This is a genomic window from Cellulophaga sp. 3_MG-2023, from assembly GCF_030546975.1.
Lineage (GTDB): Bacteria > Bacteroidota > Bacteroidia > Flavobacteriales > Flavobacteriaceae > Cellulophaga.
The window spans coordinates 128,157-153,851 of record NZ_JAUOPS010000007.1 but is presented as its reverse complement, the minus strand read 5'-3'; the positions used below and the strand labels follow the sequence as shown (position 1 = coordinate 153,851).

Below are 25,695 nucleotides of genomic sequence, written 5' to 3'. Positions count from 1 at the left end.
TAATTTAACAAGTTTTCTCTGTTGTAAGTCTCTTATTACCTTGACTTTGTAGGTTTTTGCATCTGCAATTCTAAAATGTGTATTTGTTTGTGTATTAATTACGGAATTGATAATAAAGTATTCAAATTTTTAACACCTCTGTATATTGTCGCTTAGCTTTTCCACAAAGTTGTTAGTCGAATTAATTTCTGCATTTAACATTAATAGGTAAAATTTAGAGGTAAATTAACTAATAACTAACTTAACAATTAAAACTCATTTAAGTATGCAAAAACAAACACATTACTTATTGTTGTTTGTGCTATTTCTCCTTACTAGTGGTATGGTAGCGCAAAACAAAACTGTGACTGGTACGGTTACAGATGAAGCAGGAGTACCTTTACTAGGAGTTAATGTTTTAGAAAAAGGAACATCTAATGGTACATCTACAGATTTTGATGGCAAATACACAATAACTGTAGCAGGTGACTCTTCAATACTAGAGTTTACCTCTATAGGTTATACGGCCAAAAGTGCTACAGTAGCAGGGCAAACCACACTTAATGTTTCTATGGTTGAAGATGCAGAGCAGTTAGGCGAAGTAGTTGTGACAGCTTTAGGTATTAAAAAAGAAGCAAAAGCATTAGGATATTCTTTAACAGAAGTTGGAGGAGATGAGCTATCTAATGTAAAGCAAGTTAGTGCAATTAACTCTTTACAAGGTAAGGTTGCAGGTGTAAATATTACACAAAACTCAACTGGTGCCGCTGGTTCTAGTAGGGTTATTATTCGTGGTAACAGTACATTAACAGGTAACAACCAACCTTTGTATGTTGTAGATGGTATTCCTATTGGTAATGAAAATAGTGGATCAGCTGGCACTTATGGTGGTAGTGATGGAGGTGATGGTATCTCTAGTATAAATCCAGATGATATTGCATCTGTAAGTGTATTAAAAGGTGGTGCAGCTGCAGCTCTTTATGGTTCTAGAGCAGGTAATGGTGTCATAATTATTACTACTAAAAATGGTTCTCAGAAAAAAGGATTAGGAGTAGAAATAAGTAGTTCTGTTACTTTTGATGAGGTAGATACTTCATTAACAGATTTTCAAACTTCATATGGACAAGGTACTAGAGGTAGAGTACCTGCTAACCAGTCTGAAGCTTTTGATTTAGGATTGTCTTCTTGGGGTCCAAAACTAGATGGTTCTAGCGTTGTACAATGGGATGGAGAAGAAAGACCATACTCTTATGTTGGTGACAACAGAGATCATTTTTACAGAACAGGTACTACATTTATAAACACAATAGCTATTACTAGTGGCTCTGAAAAAATGAGTTATAGACTTTCTGTATCAGATTTAGATAATCAAGATATTGTGCCTAATTCTGGTATAAATAGAAAATCATTTTCTTTAAATACAAGTGCTGTTTTAGCAGACAAGTTAACAAGTCAGGTTAATGTAAAGTATATTGTAGAAAATGTAAATAACAGACCAAGATTGTCTGATGCACCAGGAAATGCAAATTATACGGTTGCATTATTGTCTCCAAACGTAGATGTACGTGATATGAATCCGGGTGCAAATCCAGACGGATCTGAAAGAGGGTATTCTGCAAACATTTACTCGCAAAACCCTTATTATTCTGCATATAACTTTAGTAATCAAGATTTAAAAAACAGAATTATAGCTTCTACATCTTTACGTTATGATATTTTAGATTGGTTATACGCTTCTACCCGTGTTGGTGTAGATCATTACACAAGAAAATCTACATCTATAGAGCCTTGGGGAACAGCATATAAACTTTTAGGAGGTATGAACGAGACTGAAGGTAGATATACACAAATAGATGCTGATGTAATGTTGGGTATAGACAAAAATATTACAGAAAAATTTGCTATTGATGGTTTGGTAGGTGCAAATACAAACCACGTTAAAACTGAAACTTTAATTTTAGGAGGAGATAATTTTGTTGTTCCAGGTTTTGAAGATATATCTAACCTTAGAGATCAAAGTAGAAGTAGAGAATTTCAAGAAAGAAAAATTTCTGGTATTTATGGTTCTCTTGGTTTTTCTTATGATAAGTGGGCTTACTTAACTTTTACAGGAAGAAACGATTGGTTTTCTACATTATCTTACCCAGGTAAAACTACACCAAACAACGAGTTTTACTTTTCAGTAAATACAAGTGTTATTTTATCAGATGTATTAGAGCTACCTAGCTTTATAGACTTCTTAAAAATTAGAGGTGGTTATTCTGGTGTAGCTGGTGGTGGAGATTTAGCATACCAATTAGCGCCAACATACCAAATTTTTGGACAAGGACACCAAGGGCAAACTTTAGGTAGAATTAATGGTAGTTCTGTTCCAAATCCAAATTTAGTTCCTTGGGAAAAAGATGAAACAGAAATAGGTTTAGACCTTAGACTTTTTGGAAACAGATTATCTTTTGATGTTGCTTACTATCAAAATGAAACAACTAAAGATATTGTAAACATTTCAACATCTGTATTCTCTGGTTATGATAGCGCAACTGCTAACATTGGTAAGTTAGAAAATAAAGGTATAGAGTTTTTAATATCTGGTACACCAATACAAACTGAAAATTTTAGATGGAACACAAGCTTTAATGGATCTTACAATAAAAGTGAAGTTACTGCTACTAATGATGAGGGTACACCTATTAGTTTAGATGAGCCAAGAACACAAAACGCAAGAATTACACACGTTGTAGGTGAGCCTTATGGTTCTATAGTAGGTGTATCTTATAATAGAGATGATGCAGGTAACATTATATACGATATAAACTCTGAAGGTGTGCCAATTGCACAAGAAGGAGAGCGTAAAATACTAGGAGAAGGTGTGCCACCATTAACTTTAGGTTGGAGTAATACCTTTAGATATAAAGATTTTAGTATGGGCTTTTTAATAGATGGTAAATTTGGCGGACAATTATTGTCTGGTACCAATGCTTTAGGTTATAGTACAGGTTTACACAAAGAAACTTTAAAAGGAAGAGAAAACGGATTAGTAGTTTCTGGTATAGACGGAGATACAGGACAACCATTTACAACTACTGTTGCACCAGAAGATTTACAAACATACTATGGAAGAGTTAGTCGTATTGCAGAGGAATTTGTAGAGGATTCTGACTATATAAAGTTTAGAGAGTTTAGTTTAGGATATTCATTACCAGAAAAAATGCTAGAAAAAACATTTATAAGTAGTGTAAATGTATCATTAATAGCAAGAAACTTATTCTACATTTCAAGAAGCATAGATAATGTAGATCCAGAAAGTACATACAACTCAGGTAACTCACAAGGTTTAGAATATTTTGGTGTGCCATCAACTAGAAACTATGGTTTTAGTCTAAATGTAAAATTTTAAGAACATGAGAAAAATATTATTTATATTATCATTTGTACTAGTTCTTGGAGCCTGTGATAAAGGTTTTGAAGAGCTAAACGTTAACCCAACAGCACCAAATCAGGTGCCAGCTACCACTAAACTTAGTGCAGCTCAATTATATACTTCTGGTGAGCGTTATGAGAACTGGAGAGCAAATTTAATTTACTCGTCTACAATGATGCAACATTTGTCTACAACAGCAGGCTATTGGTCTGGAGATAAATACACTTGGAACAAAGGCTATGCATCTTCTATGATAGATCGTATTTACGGTAATGCTATAAAAACCGTAGAGGATATGCTTGTTCAATTAGACCAAGAAGAACAGCCAGAAGAAATGAAAGCTATTACTAGAATAATGAGAGTTTTTATTTACCACAGATTAACAGATTTGTATGGTGATGTTCCTTATTCTGAAGCTGGTAAAGCGGTATTAACAGGAAACTTAACTCCAAAATATGACAAACAGAGTGATATTTATGCAGATATGCTTAAAGAGTTAGAGGAGTCTGTAGCAGCATTAGGTACTGGTGTTTCTGGTTTTGGAGATGCAGATTTAATGTTTCAAGGAGATCAATCTCAATGGAAAAAATTTGGAAATTCAATGATGCTTAGGTTAGGTCTACGCTTAATAAAAGTAGATCCTGCTGCGGCAGAAGCTTGGGCAACTAAAGCTATAGCTGGTGGCGTAATGGAATCTAATGATGATATTGCATACATACAGCATACAGCTGGACCTGAGGGAATAAATAAAAACGGTAATGGAGAGGTTTTTACTGCAGATGCCAACCCTAGAATGAGCAAAACGTTTATAGACTTTTTACAAGGAGACCCTAGACTGCCAATTTTAGCAGCTCGTAGAAGTGATGGTAGTACAGATGTTGCAGATTTAAAAGGTTTACCAAACGGTTTAGATAGTCAATTATTAGAAGAGTCTACAGGAGAAAAAGATACAGATTTATATGCAGAACCTAACAGAAGTATTATTACTGGTGAAGGTGCGCCAATGTTTTTTCAGACTTATGCAGAAGTAGAATTTATGCTTGCAGAAGCAGCAGAGCGTTGGGGCTTAGCTGGTGGTGATGCAGCTATGCATTATAACAATGGAGTAAGAGCAGCAATGAAAATGTTAGCTATTTACGGAGATGCAGCTGTAATTGATGACTCTGCTATAGATGCTTATTTAGTAGCTAACCCTTTTGATGCAGCAAATGCATTAGAGCAAATTAATACACAGTATTGGGCAGCTACTTTTTTAAATGAGTACGAGGCTTTTGCTAATTGGAGAAGAACAGGTTTTCCTAATTTAACACCTACAAATTATCCAGGCAATGAGACTGGTGGTACTATACCAAGAAGATTAACGTACGCTACTAGCGAACAAAGTAATAACCCAGATAACTATGCTGCGGCAATTGCATCTCAAGGTCCAGATGTACTTACCACAAGAGTATGGTGGGATAAATAGTTTTTTAGTGTAATTATTTAGTTTTTTAAAAGAGGAGGAAAAAAGTATTCCTTCTCTTTTTTTTATTACACTAGTTTCTGTAATAATCTTATATTTAAAAAAGCATTCTTAAAATAGAACTCAAACCCAAAAAATGAAATTAACTAAAATACTTTTTCCCCTTATTGCAATTATTACTACTGCTGTAGTAGCACAATCTACTACGGCAGTTTCTTATGTAGATTATGTAAACCCATTGGTGGGGTCAGACTCAGAGTTTGCATTATCTAACGGTAATACCTACCCAGCAATTGCTACGCCTTGGGGTATGAACTTTTGGACTCCACAAACAGGAAAAATGGGAGACGGCTGGGGATATACCTACGATGCCCTTAAACTTAGAGGTTTTAAACAAACACATCAGCCAAGTCCGTGGATTAATGATTATGCTGCATTTTCATTATTTCCAGAAACAGGAAAATTAAAAATTAATGAAGATGATAGAGCTTCTTGGTATTCACACAAATCAGAAATTAGCAAACCACATTACTACAGTGCTTACTTGGCAGATTATGATGTAACTACAGAAATTACACCAACAGAAAGAGGAGCGCAGTTTAGATTTACATTTCCAGAATCTAAAAAATCTCATATTCTTGTAGATGGTTTTTTTAAAGGTTCTATGGTAAAAATAATACCAGAAGAACGTAAAATTATTGGCTATTGCAGAAATAATAGCGGTGGTGTACCAGACAATTTTCACAATTACTTTGTATTAGTTTTTGATAAAGATTTTGATGAGGTTTTAACTTGGAAAAAAGAAAAAGAAGGTAAAGAACAAACATCTTTTAATAAAGAAGCAGAAGGTTACCACGTTGGTGCTGCAATTAGTTTTTCAACTAAAGATGGAGAGCAAGTTACTGCAAAAGTGGCATCGTCTTTTATAAGTTTAGAACAAGCAGAAATCAACTTAAAAAGAGAAATAGGAGAAGACACTTTTAGTCAGACTAAAGAAAAAGCTGCAAATGCATGGAATAAAGAATTAGGCCGTATGGAAGTAGATGGTGGTACTGTAGAACAATACAGAACATTTTATACTGCTTTGTACAGAGTACTATTATTTCCTAGAAAGTTTTATGAGTTAAACGCTGCAGATGAAATAATGCATTACAGTCCTTACAATGGCAAAGTATTACCAGGTTATATGTTTACAGATAATGGCTTTTGGGATACATTTAGAGCTGTTTTTCCATTCTTTACTATAATGTATCCAGATTACTTAAGTAACGTAATGCAAGGCCTTGTAAATACATATAATGAAAGTGGTTGGTTGCCAGAGTGGGCAAGTCCAGGGCATAGAGATTGCATGATAGGGTCTAACTCTGCCATAAACATTACAGATGCATATTTAAGAGGTATTAGAGGTTTTGATATTGAAACCTTATATGAGGCTGTTGTTAAAAACTCAACAAGTAAAGGACCAGTTAATTCTGTTGGTCGTTTTGGAGCTGAATTTTATAATGATTTAGGATATGTTCCTTATGATGTTGGAGTTAATGAAAATGCTGCGCGTACATTAGAGTATGCATATGCAGATTGGAGTATTGCAGAATTAGGTGAAGCTTTAGGAAAACCTAAAAAAGAGGTGAAGTTATTTAGAGAACGATCTCTAAATTATAAGAATGTCTTTGATCCTAAAATAGGTTTTATGCGAGGTAAAAATAAAGATGGTTCTTGGGCAACTACGTATACGCCAGATAAATGGGGAGATGCTTTTACAGAAGGTGCTGCTTGGCACTGGACGTGGTGTGTTTTTCATGATCCGTTAGGTTTAGCAGAAGACTTTGGAGGTGTAGCTAAAATGAGGTCTAGATTAGACGATGTTTTTACTGCAGCACCTACTTTTAACGACTCTTATTACGGACAACAAATACATGAAATTACAGAAATGTTAGTTGCAGATATGGGGCAATATGCACACGGAAACCAACCCATACAACACGCTATTTATTTATATAATTGGTTAGACCAACCTTGGAAAACACAAATGCATGTGCGTAATGTAATGGATAAGCTTTATTCTTCTGCACCAGATGGTTTGTGTGGTGATGAGGATAATGGGCAAACATCTGCTTGGTACGTGTTTTCTGCTGCAGGTTTTTATCCTGTAACTCCAGGAACAGGAGAATATGCTTTGGGCAGTCCGTTGTTTAAAAGTGTAAAAATGCATTTAAGAAATGGAAACACTTTTACAGTTAATGCTCCAAACAATAGTAAAGAAAATATTTATATTGATGAGGTACAGAAAAACGGAAATAGTTATAAGAAAAACTACATTACGTTTGATGATATTATGAGTGGTTCAACTTATAATTTTGGTATGAAAAATACACCTAACAAGAATAGAGGAATGGATAAAAATGCTAAACCATACTCAATGTCCATAACAAAAAAATAATTTTAAAAATTAAGAACTGGGTTGTGCTTTACTTAAGGCATAACCCAAGTTCCTAAATGTGCTTTGCTGTTTAGTGTGTATCCTAATTTATAAGCATTAGCATCTGTTATTTCTATAATTTTACCAGGTGCGGGTATAATGTTATTTTGTAAAAGCAGTATGTTGTAAATTGCTACATCTTTAGCAGAAATAGCTTTTCCGTTTTTTATAATTGTTGTGCCATTAATTTCTAAAAGCAACTTTTCTTTTAATGAGGATATATATCCTTTTTCTTTTAACTTTTTTAGAAAATTAGTCAGTTTTGCATTGTCATTTAATATAACAATGTTTTGACCAGTTTTGTAAAATGAGAATGTATTTTCTGAGCTAATATTGTATTTTTTTAAAATACTCTTGTACTGGTTAATTTGTGTGTTGGTAAGTTTTGTTCCGTTAATGTAAACGCCTGTTTGGTCTGCGTTGCAAGCAATATCATTTTTAGACTGTATTATTTTATCTCTTAAAAGAGCGGTAATAAGTTCTGTTTGTGCATTTGGCCAAGTGTAGTTATTAGCATTTTGTATACTATTACTTAAAATAGTTTTACTGCTACCTAAAAGCATTTTTAAAGGAGCACTAATTGCTCCTTTATGACTAGCTTTTGTACTAATATCTGCGGCTTTTTCTGCTAGCCGTTTTGCTTCTTCGGCAATATGTATAGCATCATCCTTGTAGCTTTGTAGGTTAGCCTGTTCTAAACGTTCTGCTTCTCTTTGTATTCTTGCAGCTTCACGTTTCATTCTTTCTGCATCTCTAAGTAGCCTATCTGCTTCGCGCTGTAATTCTTCTGCTTCACGTTTTGTTTCATCATTACCAGATATGACTGTTTTTAATGTTTTTCCTAAGGCTTCAAACTTTGTAATAAGCGCATCAGAAGCTACATTTTTATCTAAAAACATTACTAGTTTTTTAGAATTTAGATTTACATTGTAAACTTCATTCTCATCAGCATTAGAAATCCAAGAATAAGAATTGCCAGATTTAGTCATTTTTTTAGATTCTAATTCATTTTTTAATACAGATAGTAATTCTGAGTATCTTTTTTGAGGGAATTTTGCTTTAAACTTATAACTATCATTTGTATTGCTAATAGCTATAGAAATACTACCACTACTATTATTGCTGCTAGACCTAGAATAAGACATAGAACTAGAAGAGGATGAATGTGTTGTTGGTGGTTTTGGAGGGGTTGGTATTGTTTGTGCCAGTACTGTGTTTCCTAGCAAAAATAGAATAATGTGTACGGTTAATATTGCTTTTGTTTTCATAGATTTTGTTTTTGATTTCTGCTTTAAACAGAAGTTTTTGTTGTTACATTTTACTCCTTAATTTTAAAGGTTAAGCCAACACCACGCGCGCTTTCTATAGATATGTTGTTGTCTTCTTTAAAATATTTACGGAGCCTACTAATAAAAACATCCATACTACGACCAGAGAAAAAATCGTCTGTGCCCCAAACAGCAGTAAGCAGATGATCTCTTTTTACCATTTGGTTTTTATTCTCAAAAAAATAAGCTATTAACTGAGCTTCTTTTTCTGTTAGTCGTTGTATTTTGTTATTAAAAAGTAATTGGTAATTAACAGGGTTAAAAACATAGGCGCCTATGTTGTAACTACTGTTGTTTTTTGATTGATGAATGATTTTTTGTGTTCTTTTTAATATATTTTTTAATCGTAATACTAAAATATCTGCTTCAAAAGGTTTTACTATATAATCATCTGCTCCAAGTTTTAAACCTTTTATTTTATCTTCTTTCATTTTTTTTGCAGTTAAAAAAACAAAAGGGGTTTCTGGGCTATTGTTTATTATTTTTTCTGCTAGAGTAAAGCCATCCATTTTTGGCATCATCACATCAAAAACGCAAATACTAAAAGGAGTGTTGTTGTTAGCTTCTAACATAAAAATATCTAAAGCTTCTTTTCCATCTTTTGCCCAGGTAACTGCAAAATTGTGAATTTCTAAGTATTGTTTTAAAATACTTCCAAAATCAAAATCGTCCTCGGCTAATAAAACAGTGGTTTTTTGCATTAGTTTATTGGTGTTTTAATAGTAAACGTTGTTCCTTTATGTAATTGGCTATGTAAAGCAATAGAACCATTATGTGCTTTTATAATTTGGTTAGTATAATACAAGCCTAAACCTAAACCTTTTACGTTGTGTAAATTGCCCTCTGTAACTCTGTAAAATTTATCAAAAATTAGGGGTAGGTTTTTTTCTGGTATGCCAATACCATTATCAGTTATGTTAATACAATATTCTCCGTTTATATGCTTTGTTTCTATGGTGATTTTTATAGATGCTGAACCATATTTTACTGCATTTTCTAATATGTTTAGTAATGCTGTGGTAAAATGAAATTTATCAATACGCAATAAAACCTCTGCGCTACAAACTTTGTTTACAATAGTAACGTCTTGTTGTTGTACAGATAATTTAAAATCATCAATTAAGTTTTTAAAATACTCATTATCAATAACCTGCTCTTTGTTTAGTATAATTTCTCTAGAGCTAAGGCTGTTAGTCATTACTTGATCTATTAGCTTTTGCAAACGTTCATTTTGTCTGTCTACAATATTTAATGTACTGTTAAATATAGCTTCGTTATTCTTAATTTCCGCTTTTTTTAAACTTTTAGATGCTATACTTAAAGTAGCTAAAGGTGTTTTTAACTCATGCGTAATATTATTTATAAAATCGGTTTTAATAGCTGTTATTTTTTTCTGTGTTATTAAGTTTTTTATGGCGTAGTATAAAAGCCCAATAACAATTAAAAATATTAGTACAGAGGCAAAAAATAAAAAGGCCATTCTTTTATATACAATACTTTTCCAGTCTTTAATAACTATTTTATTTTCTGTTTTTACTTCTAAATCAAAGGTGTTTATTTTTATTTCATCTTTAATTTTTTCAACAAATTCTTGCTCAGAAAACCACTTAGCGTTGTTAATGGTTTTTGCGTTTTTATCTTCAAAATCTTCGCCAAATAATCTTAATTCTTTTTTGCCAGCAGAAAATATGGTGTCATTTTTAACTTTATCTAAAAGAACAACGCTAGTTAAATTCATTTTAAAATCTACATCATACCCTAAATTTACTTTTTTAAGTTCTGCTTTAAATATTTTTTTAAACTCGGTATTTAGGCTATCACTTTTTTCTTTAGACCTACTAACAATTTGGTGTTTAGATAAACGATTGTTTTTATAATCTGCTATGTAATTTTTTAAATTATCTCCCCATATATTGTACAATGAATCTAGTTTAGTATTGTCATCTATTACAGAGATAACATCTGTAGTTTCATTAATAAAAGCTTTCTTTTTTAGTTGGTAAGTATTGTTTATTAAGTACGCCTGTATAGACGATAACGCTATTAAAACTAGTATAGCGGTACTTATTAATATGGTTGTTTTGTTTTTCATTGGTTATTTTCTGCTAGTCAAAAATACCAATAAACCTACATTATGTACCGTAAACAGAAGTTGTTAACCCTTCGTTAACGTTAATATTCGCCCTGTTTATAGCATTTAAAGGTCTTTTGCTCTTTTGTTAATAGAACAATTTTTTTAGTTGCCTTGCCATTAACTGCCCTTTAACCTTGGCTTAACCAATAGTATGGTATAACAATCTCACATTTGTGTTGTCAATTAAAAAACAACCAATTATGAAAATTAGTAAAAAAACCAATATCTGTAGGTTGGTAGTCTTGTGTGTATTTGGGTTTGTACTACATAACGTAACAGCTCAAAAAAGTATAAAAATACATAAAGCAACAGAAATTATTAAGATAGATGGAGAAGCTACAGAAGCAATATGGCAGCAACATTTAGTGGCAGGTAATTTTATACAAACCTTGCCAGAGGCCGGAAAATCATCTAAACAAAAAACAGATATAGCTATTTTATTTGATGATAGTTACTTGTATGTTTTAGGTGTTTTATATGTTGATGATAAAAATGAAATTAGCAGCCAATTAACGGCCAGGGATGATGTGGGTAATGCAGATGTTTTTGGCATACAAATAGATCCTTTTGGAGAGGCTAGAGAAGGTTACGATTTTTCTGTTACAGCTGCAGGTGTACAGTCCGACCAAAAAATAACACCAACCGATACTTACGCAAATTACAATGTTGTTTGGCAGAGTAAAGTAAAATTGTATGCTACTAAATGGATTGTAGAAATGAAAATACCATTTAATAGTATACGTTTTCCTAAAGAGGATTTAAGCAATTTTAAGATCAATTTTCAACGTATAACAAATGCTTTAAATGAAGATGCCTATTGGAACCCAATACGGTTAGATGTAGACGGATATTTAAATCAGCTAGGAAAATTAAATGGATTAAACAGTATAGCGCCACCGCTTAATTTGTCTTTTAATCCGTTTGTATCTGTAGTAACAGAAAAGAGTCCTACTGGCACTAAAAATACAACTTTTAATGGTGGTTTAGATGTAAAGTATGTGCACAAAAATGCATATACATTAGATGTTTCTCTTATTCCAGATTTTAGTCAGGCACCATCAGACGATCAAATTTTTAATCTATCTCCTTTTGAAGTAAAGTTTAATGAAAATAGACAGTTTTTTGTAGAAGGCACAGAGATTTTTGACAAAGGAGGCTATTTGTATACACGTAGAATAGGAGGTGAGCCAATATCTAAAAATAACATTAATTTATTTGAAGATGAAGATGTTGTAGAAAACCCAGTTACATCTAACATTATTAACTTAATTAAATTTACTGGCAAATCTAAAAACGGATTGTCTATTGGTGTGTTAAACGGAATTACAGCAAAAAGTGTAGCTCACATAAAAAACACAACAACTAATAATTTTAGAAAATTTAAAACTAATCCACTAAGCAATTACAATGCAATTGTTTTAGATAAAGCATTAAAAAATAACTCATCAGTAACCTTTATAAATAACTCTGTATTACGCAGTGGCGCTGTTTATGATGCTAATTTAACAGCATTATTGTATAGGTATTACAATAAAAATAGAACGTACTCTATGTACTTTAAAAAGGCACTTTCGCAAAAATATTTTTCTGATAAAAAAGATGAATTTGGACACGAGTATTATGGTTATGCAGGCAAAGTAAGTGGCAAATGGCGAGGTGGAGCATCTATTAAATTACTAGATGATAAATTTAACTCTAATGACTTTGGCTATTTGTCTAGAAACAATGAGCTGCGCTTTAGAGGAGATTTAAGTTATACCAATAATAAGCCTAAAAAAATATTCTCTAGATATCAAGTTTTTTTAGATCACCAGCAGAGGTACTATTACAGTTTAATGAAGCAAGAACAAACGTATTATAAGTTGGGAACCTATGGTGTCTTAAAAAAAAACAACCATACATTTTTTACAGAGTTTAGATACATAGAAGAAAGTAAAAATTTTTTTGAGGCACGTACAAAAGACAAACACTTTAATATACCAGCACAAGCAGAAACATTTTTAGAATACCAAACAAATGATAACAAAGCAGTTTCTATAGCCGGTTATATGGTTTTAGTAAAATATTTTAATTCTGATATTTATAATAGAGAGTTTATAGCAGGTTATGGACTTAACGCAAGAGTTGGTCAGCATTTTTCATTATACTTTAGTCAAGATTTAGAAAATAAACCACAGGGCGTAGGCTTTTTAACAAAGCAAAATAATAGTATAATTTTTGGTAGTAGAAAAGTAAACCAACTTAGTAATGCCTTTACTTTAAATTATGCTGTAAACTCTAAATTAAATTTAAATATGCGTCTGCGTCATTATTGGATTACTGTAGATTATAACAATCAATTTTCATTAAAAGAAAATGGAGATTTTGCTACAAATAGTTTTAACATAAACCCAAATGATTATGATGATAATTTTAACCAGTTTAATATAGATTTTATATCTAAATGGCAGTTTGCACCAGCCAGTGAAATTAGTTTAGTTTGTAAACTAGGTTCTAATTATTACAATACAGAAGTAAACTCTAATTATGGCACAAATTTAAAAGGTGTTTTAGAAGAAAAAAATAGCACTACAGTATCTTTAAAAATGACATACTTTTTAGATGCAAATATTTTAAAGAAGAGAAAAGGCTAAAAATAAGAATTACTATAACTGTCTACTGTAATTGCTTTTAAATTATGAACAATTAGATGGTCTAAAATTGTTTTAGAATCATAAGTTGTAAAAAGATTATTTGATGAAAACGCAATAGATTCTACTCTTAAAAAATATAATTCTGTTATAAGTTTAACGTTTACACTAGGTAAAATTAGTCCTTTTTCTTTGGCACTATTTAAAAGATTTAAAATGGTAGAATAAGAAAGTTCTTTTCTAAAATTATCAAAAGTAGTATAGGCGTGTGGGTAATATTTTTTTAAACCAAAAATAAACGAGGGTTTAAAGTATCTAAGATACTCAAACCCTCGTTTGTATATTAATATAATAGTAAGTATATCGTCATTAGTATTGTTTTTAACAATCTCATTAATATCCAATTTATAATCGTTTATTAAAGACGCAACACTTTTGTTCACTAAAGTTTCTTTGTTTTTAAAATGTACATAAATCGTTTTTTTAGATATCCCTAGTGTTTTTGCTAATTCATCTAAAGTAATACGTTTGCTGCCAAATTTTGTAAAACTGGCTTTAGCACATTCTAAAAGCTCTTTTTTAGTGATCATTACTACTTATCTTATTTCCAACCACCACCAAGAGCTTCATATAAATTTACAATACTTGTTAGTTGTTGTAATTTGCTATCAATAATATTAAGCTCTGCATTTAAAGCACTTTCTCTGGCAGTTAATAAATCTAGGTAGTTTGCGTACCCGTTTTTAAGTAATTCTTCTGAGTTTTGTTCTGCTCTGCGTAAAGCTTCAACTTCTTTTTGTCTATACTCATATTTTTCAGTTTCTGCATTGTAAGTATACAAGGCATTAGAAACCTCAGAGCCAGCTGTTAAAAGTGTCTTTTTAAACTGTAATAAAGATTGCTCTTGTTGTGCCAATGCAACTTCTTTTTGTGTTTTTAGCTTACGCTGATTAAAAATAGGCTGCGTTAAACCACCAACAATATTTGCAAAAAGTGAGTTAGCATCCAACAACTTATCTAACTCTAAACTTTGGTAACCTCCAGAAGCTGTTAATGTTAAAGATGGATAAAAACTGCTACGAGCTACATTTGTAAGCTCAAAAGAATTTATTAAACCATATTCAGCAGCCATAACATCTGGTCTGTTGCTAAGTAGGGTAGAGGGTACACCAAGAGCCAAATCTGTCTCTATTTTTTGTATGTCTAAACTACTTCTTTTAAAGTTTTGGGGAGCCTTACCTAATAATATACTTAATGTATTTTCTGTTCTAAATATTGCAGCTTCAATATCTACCTTTAAAGCTTTTGCACTATTGTATTGTGCTATGTTTTGGTCTACTGCAACTTGCGTTACATTACCAGCATCTTTTAAGGCTTTAATTGTTTCTACACTACTTTCTCTAGTTTTAATTGTTTCTTTAGTAATAGCTAATTGAGCATCTAAAGCCAATAAATTATAGTACGTATTTGCTATACTAGAAATAAGTTGCGTTTTTACAGCTTGGTGACCTGCAACACTTTGCATATAAGCAGCCTGTGTAGCTCTTTTGTTACTTCTAATTTTTCCCCAGATATCTGCTTCCCATGATAGGTTAGCAGTAATATCATACTGGTCTGTAGATGTGTTACTTAAAAAAGAACCAAACTGACTGTTTTTAGATAATTCTTGGTGTGTGTAATTAGGGCCAACACTTAATGTTGGAAAATATCCTGCTTTACCCTGCTTAGCATAAGCTTCTGCAGCAGCCAATTGTTGAATAGCAATTCTAATATCTAAATTGTTTTGCAAGCCTTCTGCAATGTACTGCTCTAAATAATTATCAGTAAATAAATTTTTCCAAGACACATTTGCCATAGATATACTATCTGTAGGCAAATTGTCTGTTCTGTATAAGGCCTCGGTTTCTGGTAACTCTGGCCTGTTGTAATCCTTAGCAACAAAACAACTTTGTAGTGTAAAAGCAACAACTACTATTAGTGCTGTTTTGCTAATAAATTTATATTTTATTGTAGATCTCATAGTTCTTATTCTTCTGTAGTTTGAATTGCTGGTTTACCAGAAACTTTTTCTTGTAACCATTGAAATAAAATAAACAGTATTGGAATAACAAATACACCTAATATTGTACCTATTAACATACCACCCGCTGCACCAGTACCAATAGAATTGTTACCTTCTGCACCAACACCTTTTGCTAACGCTAATGGCATTAAACCTAAAATAAAAGCAAAAGAGGTCATTAAAATTGGTCTTAAACGAGACTTAGCACCGTCTATAGCAGCATCTACAATAGATTCGCCTGCTTTTCTGCGTTGCAGAGCAAACTCCACAATTAATATGGCATTTTTAGCAAGTAGACCAATAAGCATTATTAGTGCAATTTGAAAGTATATGTTATTTTCTAATCCTAAGAACTTAGTACTAATATAAGCTCCAAATACACCAAATGGTAGAGATAACACTACTGCAAATGGCAGCAAGTAGCTCTCGTACTGGGCACTTAATAAAAAGTAAACAAATAAGATACTTAGTATAAAAATAAATGTAGTTTGGTTACCAGCACTTACTTCTTCTCTTGTTAAACCAGAATATGCAACGGTGTAATTACTAGGTAATTTGGCTGCTTCTTCTTCAATAATTCTAATAGCATCACCCGTACTAAACCCATCATTAGTTGCTCCTGTTATTTTTGTAGAATTAAATAAGTTAAAACGAGTTACAGATTGTGGGCCATATACACGCTCTAAGTTTACAAATTGTGTAATAGGCGTCATTTCACCAGCATCTGTTCTAACATACATACTGTTTAGGTTTTCAATACTAGCTCTATCCTCAGGTAATGCCTGTATGTATACTCTAAATTGTTTTCCAAATCTAGAAAAATCTGATGCGTATACACCACCAATATACCCTTGTAAAGTAGAGAAGATACTGCTAACAGACACTCCTTTTTCTTTAGCTAGTGGTACATTAATATCCATCTCATACTGTGGGTAACTCGTATTAAACGAAGATTGTGCATACTTAATTTCTGGATGAGACATTAAAGCCATTGCAAACTCTTTGTTTGTTTTGTCTAAGTCTGTAAATTCACCTCCAAATTTATCTAGCAAGTTAACCTCAAAACCAGCAGAGTTACCAAAACCACGTATACTTGGTGGAGAAAAGAAAATAATATTGGCTTCTGGCATTGTAGATACTACACCAAATAACTTACCTGTAATTGCTTGTACAGATGTAGAAGGATCTTCACGCTCTGTCCAATCTTTTAATTTAATAATACCAAAACCGTAGTTGGTACCAGCACCACTAATTAAACTTCTACCTTTAATAAAGTTAACAGCGGCAATACCTTCTATACCGTTTATTTTAGAATATAAATTACGAGCAACAGCATCAGTTCTATCTAAAGAAGAACCCGCAGGTAATTCTATGTTAGCAAAAATAATACCTCTATCTTCATCTGGTACAAAACCTGTTGGTGTTGTTTGTGAAGCCCAGTAGATACCTACACCTGCAATTATTAATAATAATACAGATACAAATTTTCTCTTGTATAAAAATTGAAGCGATTTACCATACCTGTTTATAGTAGCATTAAAACCACGGTTAAACAAAGTGTAAAAACGTTGTAAAGGACTTTTGCCTTTTAACTCTTCATCATGTTTATGTTCTTTTAATAATAAAGCACATAAAGCCGGACTTAATGTTAATGCGTTTACTGCAGAAATTAATATGGCAATAATTAAAGTAACTCCAAATTGCTCATAAAACACACCAGTAGGACCAGTAATAAATGTTACCGGAATAAATACGGCCGCCATTACTAATGTAATAGATATAATGGCTCCAGAAATCTCGTTCATTGCTATAAGTGTAGCCTTTTTAGGGTTTTTAACCCCTTCATCCATTTTTGCATGGACGGCCTCTACCACAACAATAGCATCATCTACCACAATACCAATAGCCAGCACTAAAGCAAATAATGTTAAAAGGTTAATTGAGTACCCAAAAACATTAAGGAAAAAGAATGTACCAATAATAGATACAGGAACTGCAATTGCAGGAATTAAAGTAGATCTAAAATCTTGCAAAAAGATAAATACAACTAAGAAAACCAATAAAAAGGCTTCAACAAGTGTACTAATTACTTTTTCTATAGATGCGTTTAAGAATAAACTTGTGTCATAAGGAACAAATATATTTAAACCCTCTGGTAGGTCTTTTTCTACAGAGGTTAAAGTAGTTTTAATATTCTCTATAATCTCCTGAGCATTAGAACCTTTTGTTTGAAAAATACCCATAAATACAGCAGGGTTTCCTAAACTCATTGCGTTAGAAGAGTAAGATTGTGCATCTAATTCTATTGTTGCAACATCATTTAAACGTAAAAATTCTCCGTTACCTAATGCTTTAATTATAATATCTCCATATTGTTTTTGCTCTTTAAAACGTCCACTATATGTTAATGTGTATGTAAAAGCTTCACCATTATTTTCTCCTAAAGAACCAGCAGCAGCCTCTAAATTTTGTTCTGCTAAAGCAGCAGAAATATCTGATGGTATTAGATTATAAGCAGCTAGCTTTTCTGGTTTTAACCAAATACGCATAGCATAGTCTTGCTGAGAAAATACAGATACATCACCAACACCACTAATACGTTGCATTGCTGGTATAACGTTTATTTTTAGGTAATTCTGAATAAATGTAGCATCATAATCTTCATTCTCAGAATACATAGATATAAACATTAAAGCACTAGTTTCTTGCTTTTGTGTAGTTACACCTGTTTGTATTACTTCTTGCGGTAATAGCGGATTTGCTCTTGCAACACGGTTTTGTACGTTTACAGCAGCAATATCTGCATCTATTTCCTGATCAAAATAAACTGTAATTTCTGCAGTACCATTGTTTGATGCTGTAGAGGTAATATAACTCATACCTTCTACACCGTTAATTTGCTCCTCTATAGGAATAATTACACTCTCTAATACAGTTTCTGCATTGGCTCCTGTATATGATGCCGACACCTTAATTGTTGGTGGCGCAATATCTGGGTATTCTTCTATTGGTAAACTTGTTATACTTATAACACCAAGTACAACAATTATAATAGATATTACTGTTGAAAGAACGGGCCTTTCAATAAATGTTTTTAACATAACTAAATAAATTTAGAGTTTTTAGTTTTTAAATAATGTAGCTATAGGTTTTATGGCATCATCAAAAGAAGTTTCTTGAGGAGCTATTACCACACCATTTTTTAATTTGCCTACACCAGTTGTAACAATTTTGTCTTTAAGATCTAAACCAGATTCTACAACATATAAATTATCTACAGTAGACTTTATTTTAATGATAGATGTAGTTACCTTATTATTTTCTCCTACTTTAAATATCATTACATTACCTTGCTGTTCGTAAGTTGCTTGTTGTGGTACAACAATTGCATTTTTAAACGTATTTGGTATTTGTATTTTACCACTGTTACCATTTGTTATTAAACGGTTAGGGTTGTTAAATATGGCTCTTAAACTTACGGTACCAGTGTTAGGGTTTATTTGTCCTGTACTAGTTTGTATTTTACCTTTTTCAGAATACGTACTGCCATTTGCTAAAATTAAGCTTACCTCTGGGTAATTTGCTAATTTTTCATTTAAGGTTTTACCTTCTGCTTTTTCTAAAAAGTCTAAATATTGTGTTTCGTTTAAGCTGAAAAATGCATAAACTTTACTAATATCACTAACTGTAGTAAGTGGAGTAGGGTCACTTGGACTAATTAACGCTCCTTCTCTAAAATTAATAGCACCAACATAACCATCTACAGGACTTTTAATTGTAGCATAGCCAATATTTGCACTTACACTACTGTAATTAGCTTTTGCTTGTGCTAAATTAGCTTTTGCTGTTTCTAGTTGTACTGCACTAATAATATTTTTTTCTACTAGTGGTATTAATTTGTTAACCTCTACTTGGGCAACGTTAATACGTGCTTTTGCAGCACCAGCATCTTGACTTAAAGACTGTGTTTCTAATCTAAATAAAACCTGACCTTTACGTACTTTTTGCCCTTCGTCTACTAATACTTTTTGTATGTAACCAGATGTTTTTGCCCTAACATCACTATTTATAATACCTTCTATTGTAGTAGGGTACTCTTTGTAACTTGTTACTGTTTTAGTTTGTAATTGTGCAACCGGAAACGGTGCTGGTGGTGCCTGTGGTGCTTGCTGTTCTTGCTTGCTTCCACAGCTAACAATGACTAGGAATGCTGCCATTGGAATTATAATTCTACTAATAGTTCTCTTTTTCATCTTAATTCTGTCTTTATAGGTTAATGTTGTCCACGTTTAGTTTTGAAATGGACGTAATTGCTTGGTTTAAAAATTGTATGTAATTGTTATGAAATGTTAAATCAAATTTTTCATCTTCTGCAGTGGTTTCTAAATCATTAATTTCATTTTTATAATCTCTAACTTCTTGGTGTAGCTCTTTTTCTACTTCCCATTTCTGAATCATATTAGAAATGTGACTTTTAATTTTATTGGAAGTAATAACATAGTATTTTTTACGATCACCAGTTTTAGTAAAATATTCTATCTCTTTTATATCTGTTAAATAATTTAGCTGAGTTGATATGGTACTTTTACTAGCGCATAATAATGATACTAAATCTTCAAAAGTTGTCCCTGTTTTTCCTGTTAGGATAATATAAGCAAGCACCCTAGAAGCTATAGGAGAATATCCATTGTTAGATTCTATATGCACTCCTAGCTTTTCTACTAGTGTACCTTTTTTGCTGCACATATTCTTCTTCATTTGCAATACCCTTTTTTTTATTAGTATTTATTTTAATTTCTCTTTTTAGATTTAAAAAGAAGTGCAAAGATATAATTGGTTCGGTAAGTTCCGAACTAAACGAAGTTAATTAAATGTTAAAGGAAGTTATTTGTTTATATTGTTAATTGTCAGTATGTTAAATTGTGTTATTGCTAAGTTTTAACTACTTTTTTTGTTTATTTTATGAAGATAAAACGCTTGTTTTTTTACATGTTAACCTTTGTATATGTAAAAAATCGCATAAAGAGTAACGTGCTCTATATGCGATTTAAAACTAGATAAAAAAATACGGCGATATAAGAAAACTTATACCGCCGTATTAAATGAACTAAAAATCTAACTACTAATATCCTGGATTCTGATCAGCTTGTGTCAATTCAGAATTCTTTTCTATTTCTGTTTCTGGAATAGGGAATAAATCATTTTTAGACGAATATCCTGTTCCTGCTAATTCTGTTGCAGCTTTACCCCAACGAACTAAATCCCAAAAACGTTGTCCTTCATGAGCTAACTCTAAGAACTTTTCATTTACAATAGCCTCAAATAAATCATCACCAGCTAAAGATGCATCTACATCTGCTAAACCAGCTCTGTTTCTAACTTTATTTAACTCGGCTCTTGCCAAACCATCTTTGTTGTCTTTATTATAAGCTTCGGCAGCTAATAACAATAGTTCTGCGTAACGGAATAATTTATAGTTTGTACCATAGTTTAATTCTTTTACGCCATCTGCACTAGTATCTTCTTCTTTAGTAGCATACTTAATTCTAATACCACCTTCATAATCCCAAATAGAACCTCCAGTTGCTGCAGACTCATCTACGCTACCACCAGCAGCAATTAACTCTTCTTCTGTCATTACAGTAGCTAATTTACGGTCTGTATCACCAGCTGCATCAAAAGCATCCATAAGTTTAGCTGTTGGTAGGTTAAAGCCCCAACCATTAATTAAACCTACTGTAGATACATCAAAAATACCATCACCTCTAGGTCCCATTAACTGTATATGTATGTTGTTTTCGTTTCTTCCGCCCCAAGCAAAGTTACCCCAGTCTCTTCCGGTAGTAGAAATAAAACCAATTTCAAATAAAGATTCCTTTCCAAACTCATAATCTATAGCCCACGCATCTGCAGCAGTTGCTTCTAAGTCGTGCGCTGGATTAGAAATTACAGCTTCAAAAAACGGAATAGCTTCTCCGTATAAGCCTTCAAAAACTAATACTTTACCCATTAAAGCTTGTGCAGCACCTTTAGATACTCTAAAGTCTTCTGCTAAAGCTGTTTTATCTGGTAGACCAGCAATTGCATCTGTTAAATCTGCTTTTACTTGTGTGTAAATATCAGCTCTAGGAGACTTAGCAATTCCAAATTCATCTGCTGTAGATGGTATTGTTAATCTTAAAGGGATATCACCAAACATTGTAGTAAGCTCAAAATAAGACCAAGCTCTTAAAAATTTAGCTTCAGCTAATGCTAATTCTTTGTTACTTAAATCACTGTCTTTAATGTTTTCTATAACTAAGTTTGATAATGAAATTGTTCTGTAAAACAAGTTCCATACACTTTCTATAGATTGGTTAGATGTAGATACGTTTGCATAATCATCTATATCTTGTAATTGTGGTTGATCACCACTATTACCTCCAGCAGCATTCATATCATCACCAGGTAATTGTTTTACTAAAAATGCACTATGCCAATCTACAGAGTAGGTGTGTTGCATTAAGTCATAAATACCAATTATGGCAGCGTCTACGTTTTCTTCTTCAAGAAAAAACGTTTCCAAATCTTCTCCGTCTTCTCGCGGATTTGTTGTAAAATCCTCACTACATGCAGTAACTCCTCCAATAAAAAGGATAGTTACCATTGCGATTATAATTTTTTTCATAATAATATATCTATTTATTAAAAGTCTAATGATAAGCCAAATACTGTTTTAGCAGCAGTTGGATAAAAACCTCTATCTACACCAATAGAATTATAGCTAAAGTTACCAATTTCTGGGTCTAAGCCTTTATAGTCTGTAAACGTAAAGTAATCATCTAAAGATACATAGATTCTTAAATTGTTTATTTTTAGTCTTTCTGCAATCTTCTTAGGTAGTGTGTAACCAACTTGTATTTGCTTAATTCTCATATAAGAACCATCTTCTACCATTAAATCTGTATCATAAGAATCTATTACATTGGCAGCACCAGGAAAAGTAGCTACATCACCAGGTTGTGTCCATCTTTCGTTATAAAAATGTACTGGCTTGTTAGTAATAGGTCTAGATGGTTGGTGGTAGGTAGCAAAAATATCGTTACCAATTGTACCTTGAAATTGTAAGTTAAAATCAAACGCCTTGTAACCTAAAGCAATGTTACCACCAAATAAAACATCTGGGTGAGGAGAACCTACCTTTACTTTATCTGCGTTATTTACAATATTATCTCCGTTAGTATCTACTTTTATAACTTCTCCGGTAGCAGTATCTATACCATCTGTTTTATAACCGTAGAAATACCAAGATGGTTGCCCTTCTGTAAAACGAGTAACACCATCAGGATTTTGTTGTGCACCAGCACCAATAATAGAAGCTCCTTCTGGAACAAATAATATCTCTGTTACTTCATTTTTTAAAGTTGATAGGTTAGCGTTAAAATCATATCTAAAACCACCACTTGTTGTGTCTCCATAACCAAGTTCAAATTCCCATCCTTTATTTTCTATAGTACCAGCGTTAAATTCGTTAGATTGAAAACCTGCAGAACCAGGAGTAATTAAACCACCATTGTTAACAATAGCATCTTTTGTAGTTTTTTTGTAGTAATCTACAGAGAAATTTAATCTGTTTTCAAAAGCTCTAAAGTCTGCACCAAAATCTAACTGCTCAGATGTTTCCCAAACTAAGTTAGGGTTAGAGTATCCAGAAATTTGAGCACCTGTTGCACCTTCATAATTAATACCTACACCATTAATAGCTCTAATAACATACGTTTTATCTGCATTACCTATTAAGTTACTTCTACTACCATTTTGTCCCCAACTGGCTCTTAATTTAGCGTAGTTTAATTTAGAATCTTCTTTCCAAAAATCTTCTTTAGATAATACCCAACCAGCAGAAAAAGCAGGGAATGTACCAGCTCTATTAGCTTCTGGGAATTTATCAGACTTATCTCTTCTTATAGATGTTTCAAATAAATATTTACCAGCAAAATCATAAGATAATCTACCGTACATAGAAACCATATTATCTGGAGCAGGTAAAATATCTTTAACCTCTACAGTGTAACCAGGCAAGTCTAAATCAAAACCAGTAAATTGGTCTATATCTACAGAACCGTTTCTAGACAAAACAGTTTCAAACCTTGTTTCCTCTGCAGAGTAACCAGCTAATAATGTAAAGTTATGATCGTTAATTGCTTTAGTGTATGTAGCAAAGTTTTCCCATAACCACTTTTTAGTTTCATACTTAGTTTGTGATGTAGTATACTTTGTATTTGCAGCTTCAGAAGATACGTAGTAAGGAATTACGTTGTTTCTAACTTCTGTTTTTCCGTTTTCATAACCAAATCTAGATGTAAAGTTAAAACCTTCAAATAAATTAAACTTTAAGTAAGCAGATCCTAAAAACTGATCTGTGTCTGTTATAGTTTTATTAATATCATTAGCAAAAGCAACAGGATTAATTACCTCACCAGTAGAATAGCTTGGGTAACCGTAAACACTACCATTGTTTGCTGTTAATACAGGAACACCATTATCTGTAGCTCTGTCATACACAGACTGTGGTACTTGACCATTTGAATAAGTTACAGGAGTTAACGGATCTATAATTAGCATATTTTGAATAACACCTCTGGTATCACTATTTTCTTGAATACCGTTTTTGTCTGTAATAGAGTAAGTTGCATTTACACCAGCCTCTAACCAGTCTGTAATATCTGCTTTAATGTTTGCTCTAAAAGTAGAACGCTCAAAAGAAGAATTGCCTTTACCAACTATACCGTCTTGGTTTAAGTTAGATGCAGACATATAGTATGATAATTTTTCTGTAGCACCAGAAAGGTTAACATCATTTCTAAACATTAATGCATTATTAAATGTTTCGTCTATCCAATCTGTATCATAACCATTTAAAGCAACATTAGCTTGTCCGGCTTCATTCATATACTGTACAAATTGTTCAGCATTCATTAATTCCATATTGGTTTTAACGGTTTGTATAGCTAGTTGTGAGTTAAAACCAACTTTTAAACCACCTTGCTTACCTCTTTTAGTAGTTATAATTACAACACCGTTTGCACCTTCTGTACCATAAATTGCAGCAGAAGCAGCATCTTTTAAAATTTCTAGGTTAGCAATATCACCAGGAGCAATATCTACAATTGAAGAAGTTTTCATACCATCTACAATGTATAAAGGATCTGAGTTACCACTTGATCCAGCACCTCTAATTCTAATTTTAGCTCCAGAACCTGGCGCACCAGAAGAAGAAGAAACAGTAACACCAGAAGTTCTACCTTGTAAAACTTGTTCTACCCTTTGTCCTGATGTGCTTTTAATATCTTTACTGTCTATACTAGAAATTGCACCTGTTACCAAGCTCTTTTTCTTAGACCCATAACCTACAATTACAACCTCGTCTAAGGCTTGTGCATCTTCTTGTAGAGTAACATTAATTGTTGTTTTAGCTCCTACAGTTATGGTTTGTGCAACCATACCTATATATGTAAAGTCTAATTTGTCTGTAGCTTTTACATTATCTATAGTGTAGTTACCATCAAAATCTGTACTGGTACCATTTGTGGTTCCAGATACAATAACGGTTACACCACCAAGTGGTATACCGGCTTGGTCTGTAACAAGACCACTAATAGTCTTTGTCTGCGCAAATGCTGTTTGTGTAATAATAATTACAAGTGTAGCAATCACGTGTTTTAACCTTATTATCATATTAAAAAGTTTAAGTTAGTAAAATAGTTTTTTTGTTAGTTTTAATGTTTATTTTTTTTTGATTTTGTCTTAGTTCTTCATACGTTTTTTTTCTTTTATGTGTTGTTAGTAATTATTGTGTTTGGTTTTAATTGTTGTGGTTTATGCTTGGTATTATACGATGTACATTATTATAAATATGAGGAGGGCAATAATTGCAATAATTAAGCCTATTTCTACAAGGCGCCTCCATTTAGTGTAGTTAACTTTCATACTTTCAAATATACCTACAGATGTAAATTAGTTGTTAAAACATTTAAAGCGTTCACTACAAAATATGTAGCAAACACTAGTAAATGCGCTTATTTGCAACATTTGTAGCATTGTATGCAACATACGTTTTATTAAATAGGTGTATGTTGTAGCATTGTAGTACTTTAAAATGTTAAAGTTGTAGCTGTGTAGTATGTTTAATTACCAATTTGTGCTTTATATGTTATAGTAAAC

At 32.4% G+C, this 25,695-nt stretch carries 14 protein-coding genes; 4 read left to right on the top strand and 10 right to left on the bottom strand.

Annotation, left to right across the window (positions count from 1 at the left end; all coding sequences use genetic code 11):
* Window positions 1–265 precede the first annotated feature (265 nt).
* The 3 genes from Q4487_RS15205 to Q4487_RS15195 all read left to right on the top strand — a co-directional run bounded on the left by Q4487_RS15205 (window position 266) and on the right by Q4487_RS15195 (window position 7,299).
* Window positions 266–3,373 carry a SusC/RagA family TonB-linked outer membrane protein gene (locus tag Q4487_RS15205; RefSeq protein WP_303544029.1) on the top strand — a complete coding sequence of 1,036 codons (3,108 nt, stop codon included), beginning with the start codon at window positions 266–268 and terminating at the stop codon, window positions 3,371–3,373.
* Between the two features lie 4 nt (window positions 3,374–3,377).
* Window positions 3,378–4,862, top strand: a complete 1,485-nt coding sequence (locus tag Q4487_RS15200) for a SusD/RagB family nutrient-binding outer membrane lipoprotein (protein WP_100896548.1) — start codon at window positions 3,378–3,380, stop codon at window positions 4,860–4,862.
* A gap of 133 nt (window positions 4,863–4,995) precedes the next feature.
* Entirely contained in the window at window positions 4,996–7,299 is a 2,304-nt protein-coding gene (locus Q4487_RS15195; protein WP_303544036.1) for a GH92 family glycosyl hydrolase, read from the top strand.
* 32 nt (window positions 7,300–7,331) lie between these two features.
* On the opposite strand, the gene Q4487_RS15190 is transcribed toward Q4487_RS15195, so the two are convergent.
* From Q4487_RS15190 to Q4487_RS15180, 3 genes are read right to left on the bottom strand one after another with little or no spacing between them, the layout of a single operon-like run.
* Window positions 7,332–8,606, bottom strand: coding sequence for a hypothetical protein (locus Q4487_RS15190; protein ID WP_303544039.1), 1,275 nt, complete (start codon window positions 8,604–8,606; stop codon window positions 7,332–7,334).
* A gap of 50 nt (window positions 8,607–8,656) precedes the next feature.
* On the bottom strand, window positions 8,657–9,367 hold the full coding sequence (locus Q4487_RS15185; RefSeq protein WP_303544042.1) for a response regulator transcription factor: 711 nt from the start codon (window positions 9,365–9,367) through the stop codon (window positions 8,657–8,659).
* The gene (locus Q4487_RS15180) at window positions 9,367–10,758 is read right to left on the bottom strand and encodes a sensor histidine kinase KdpD (RefSeq protein WP_303544045.1); all 1,392 of its coding nucleotides are present in this window, start codon (window positions 10,756–10,758) and stop codon (window positions 9,367–9,369) included. Before Q4487_RS15180 ends, Q4487_RS15185 begins: the two co-directional genes overlap by 1 nt.
* A gap of 242 nt (window positions 10,759–11,000) precedes the next feature.
* Between Q4487_RS15180 and Q4487_RS15175 the strand changes: the two genes are divergently transcribed.
* Window positions 11,001–13,433, top strand: coding sequence for a DUF5916 domain-containing protein (locus Q4487_RS15175; RefSeq protein WP_303544047.1), 2,433 nt, complete (start codon window positions 11,001–11,003; stop codon window positions 13,431–13,433).
* On the opposite strand, the gene Q4487_RS15170 is transcribed toward Q4487_RS15175, so the two are convergent.
* From Q4487_RS15170 to Q4487_RS15140, 7 genes are all read right to left on the bottom strand, one after another.
* A complete protein-coding gene (locus Q4487_RS15170) occupies window positions 13,430–14,020 on the bottom strand; it encodes a TetR/AcrR family transcriptional regulator (protein ID WP_100896542.1) in 591 nt (196 codons plus the stop codon). The genes Q4487_RS15175 and Q4487_RS15170 overlap by 4 nt on opposite strands.
* Window positions 14,021–14,031: 11 nt before the next feature.
* Window positions 14,032–15,450, bottom strand: coding sequence for an efflux transporter outer membrane subunit (locus tag Q4487_RS15165; RefSeq protein WP_100896541.1), 1,419 nt, complete (start codon window positions 15,448–15,450; stop codon window positions 14,032–14,034).
* A 5-nt stretch (window positions 15,451–15,455) separates the two neighbouring features.
* Window positions 15,456–18,593 (bottom strand): efflux RND transporter permease subunit, encoded by a 3,138-nt coding sequence (locus tag Q4487_RS15160; protein ID WP_100896540.1) that lies wholly within the window; start codon window positions 18,591–18,593, stop codon window positions 15,456–15,458.
* 21 nt (window positions 18,594–18,614) lie between these two features.
* Window positions 18,615–19,745, bottom strand: coding sequence for an efflux RND transporter periplasmic adaptor subunit (locus tag Q4487_RS15155; RefSeq protein ID WP_303544053.1), 1,131 nt, complete (start codon window positions 19,743–19,745; stop codon window positions 18,615–18,617).
* A gap of 13 nt (window positions 19,746–19,758) precedes the next feature.
* Window positions 19,759–20,250 (bottom strand): GbsR/MarR family transcriptional regulator, encoded by a 492-nt coding sequence (locus Q4487_RS15150; RefSeq protein WP_100896538.1) that lies wholly within the window; start codon window positions 20,248–20,250, stop codon window positions 19,759–19,761.
* Window positions 20,251–20,614: 364 nt separating this feature from the next.
* Complete coding sequence (locus tag Q4487_RS15145; RefSeq protein ID WP_100896537.1) at window positions 20,615–22,159, bottom strand: RagB/SusD family nutrient uptake outer membrane protein; 1,545 nt, start codon at window positions 22,157–22,159, stop codon at window positions 20,615–20,617.
* Window positions 22,160–22,176: 17 nt separating this feature from the next.
* Window positions 22,177–25,209, bottom strand: coding sequence for a TonB-dependent receptor (locus Q4487_RS15140; protein WP_303544060.1), 3,033 nt, complete (start codon window positions 25,207–25,209; stop codon window positions 22,177–22,179).
* Window positions 25,210–25,695 lie beyond the last annotated feature (486 nt).

Excerpts from the sequence above, each read along its gene's own strand:
- Q4487_RS15205 (WP_303544029.1), top strand. The coding sequence starts at position 266 with ATGCAAAAACAAACACATTACTTATTGTTGTTTGTGCTATTTCTCCTT.
- Q4487_RS15200 (WP_100896548.1), top strand. The coding sequence starts at position 3,378 with ATGAGAAAAATATTATTTATATTATCATTTGTACTAGTTCTTGGAGCC.
- Q4487_RS15195 (WP_303544036.1), top strand. The coding sequence starts at position 4,996 with ATGAAATTAACTAAAATACTTTTTCCCCTTATTGCAATTATTACTACT.
- Q4487_RS15190 (WP_303544039.1), bottom strand. The coding sequence starts at position 8,606 with ATGAAAACAAAAGCAATATTAACCGTACACATTATTCTATTTTTGCTA.
- Q4487_RS15185 (WP_303544042.1), bottom strand. The coding sequence starts at position 9,367 with ATGCAAAAAACCACTGTTTTATTAGCCGAGGACGATTTTGATTTTGGA.
- Q4487_RS15180 (WP_303544045.1), bottom strand. The coding sequence starts at position 10,758 with ATGAAAAACAAAACAACCATATTAATAAGTACCGCTATACTAGTTTTA.
- Q4487_RS15175 (WP_303544047.1), top strand. The coding sequence starts at position 11,001 with ATGAAAATTAGTAAAAAAACCAATATCTGTAGGTTGGTAGTCTTGTGT.
- Q4487_RS15170 (WP_100896542.1), bottom strand. The coding sequence starts at position 14,020 with ATGATCACTAAAAAAGAGCTTTTAGAATGTGCTAAAGCCAGTTTTACA.
- Q4487_RS15165 (WP_100896541.1), bottom strand. The coding sequence starts at position 15,450 with ATGAGATCTACAATAAAATATAAATTTATTAGCAAAACAGCACTAATA.
- Q4487_RS15160 (WP_100896540.1), bottom strand. The coding sequence starts at position 18,593 with ATGTTAAAAACATTTATTGAAAGGCCCGTTCTTTCAACAGTAATATCT.
- Q4487_RS15155 (WP_303544053.1), bottom strand. The coding sequence starts at position 19,745 with ATGAAAAAGAGAACTATTAGTAGAATTATAATTCCAATGGCAGCATTC.
- Q4487_RS15150 (WP_100896538.1), bottom strand. The coding sequence starts at position 20,250 with ATGAAGAAGAATATGTGCAGCAAAAAAGGTACACTAGTAGAAAAGCTA.
- Q4487_RS15145 (WP_100896537.1), bottom strand. The coding sequence starts at position 22,159 with ATGAAAAAAATTATAATCGCAATGGTAACTATCCTTTTTATTGGAGGA.
- Q4487_RS15140 (WP_303544060.1), bottom strand. The coding sequence starts at position 25,209 with ATGATAATAAGGTTAAAACACGTGATTGCTACACTTGTAATTATTATT.